The following is a 1,484-nucleotide window of genomic DNA, read 5'->3' as shown; positions in this document are numbered from 1 at the left end:
CTTCCCTAAAAGCTATCAGCATTTGTACAATGCGATAAAAACAGGGCCGCTCGAACCAAGCAAAAAAGAGCGTGAAGAAAGCATAAAAGCGTATCTTCGTGGTTGGTATAAAGGCATGAAAGATTGCTATTGGCATAATAGACATAAAGGACGTTTCCCAACGTTTTTTGGTTATTGGTCACTGGAAGCTGCCATGGTAACTTTATTGTTTAACTTGGATGATAGCAGTTATAACCATTTGCCTTATTACCCTAAAGATTGGGTAGAAGAGGCACGCAAACAGGGCTTTGATAAAAGTCTATCGAAAGATAAGCTATCACCCATTCACATTGCTTTTCCCGAAACACCTTGCCCAGTCACGGGGTTATGGCAATCTAACCTGACTTCCGACGTTATTTCTCTGAAAGAAGGGGAGACAATGCCAGGGCCGATACAAGATGATAATGAAACCGCTTATTTCTGGGTATCGCAAACATCTTAATAACACACGCTAAGCCTTACATTTTATGCCCAGCACTTGCTGGGCATTTTTAATAACGACCCAATCGGAAAATGACCGACAAACCTCGTGGACGTGGTATTGATGGAACTTACCAAAATTCCAATCCACCACCGCCTTATGTTGTCACCGAAACTAAGTACCGAACTGAAGCTGGAAAATACATTGATGGTGATGGTATCGCGAAAGATACCATGTTAAGTACAACGAAAGGCAGCAAAGGCTATAAATCTACGAAACAGATGAGTGATAGATGGATTTTAGATAGACTGGACGATGAAGTACCTTCCAAAATTCGCAGAGATATTGAAGATGAGGGCTATCAAAGATGGTTAATGATTGTTGATTCGTCGGGCAGTGTGGTAAACGTAAGCCAATTGGATAAGAATGCAAAAGCTATAGGTATTGTAGAGCTATGAAGTTGAAAGTTGCAGATTTCGAAAAAATACGTAGAGAACCGTTATTAGAGTATGCTGAATATGAAGAATTGAACGATTTTTTTTGTGAAGACGATTCGTATAGGTATGATCTTTTAAAAGATAACAATAAAGAGTTAACTCACAGGGTTCGTATAAGTTGGTCTATGGTTAGTTCTCGGTTCCAAAGAGCACTTTTAAACTATTCAGCAGGTAATAAGCTTGACGAGGTGAACACTTTATCTGACGTTGCTCTGAGAGAATTACAAAGACATAAATCCGATTTCAATGATGAAAATTTTCTTTTCTGGGAACAAGACTCCTTTCAATTCTTGCTATGGTGCTTAAGTTTTGTGGTTTTAACAGGAAAAACAGAGTATCTATCAACCATCACGCGCATTTATGGTACGTCTCCAGAAGTCAGTGGTGAAGCCTGTATGGCGCAGTTGTTCCGCTTGTTTAATGTTCAGGGCATTCCTGACAACACGGAAGAGGCATTAGTCTTCCCTAAAAGCTATCAGCATTTGTACAATGCGATAAAAACAGGGCCGCTCGAACCAAGCAAAAAA

3 protein-coding genes are annotated in these 1,484 nt (G+C 40.0%); all 3 read left to right on the top strand.

The genetic code is table 11. The annotated features are described in order from the left end of the window. On the top strand, window positions 1-481 hold a 481-nt coding region (locus MHN79_RS20735), incomplete at its 5' end, for a PoNe immunity protein domain-containing protein (protein ID WP_239174886.1). Window positions 482-552: 71 nt separating this feature from the next. After that, window positions 553-918 carry a hypothetical protein gene (locus MHN79_RS20730; protein ID WP_239174883.1) on the top strand — a complete coding sequence of 122 codons (366 nt, stop codon included), beginning with the start codon at window positions 553-555 and terminating at the stop codon, window positions 916-918. After that, a partial coding sequence (locus tag MHN79_RS20725) for a PoNe immunity protein domain-containing protein (protein WP_239174881.1) occupies window positions 915-1,484 on the top strand: 570 nt, incomplete at its 3' end. The genes MHN79_RS20730 and MHN79_RS20725, both read left to right, overlap by 4 nt.

It is taken from the genome of Vibrio sp. Of14-4 (assembly GCF_022347625.1).
Classification (GTDB): Bacteria; Pseudomonadota; Gammaproteobacteria; order Enterobacterales; family Vibrionaceae; genus Vibrio; species Vibrio pristinus.
The sequence above is the reverse complement of the archived record's forward strand: the minus strand, read 5'-3'. Positions and strand labels throughout refer to the sequence as shown.

Bases quoted from the DNA above. Each gene is read 5' to 3' on its own strand.
- MHN79_RS20730 (WP_239174883.1), top strand. From the start codon at position 553: ATGACCGACAAACCTCGTGGACGTGGTATTGATGGAACTTACCAAAAT.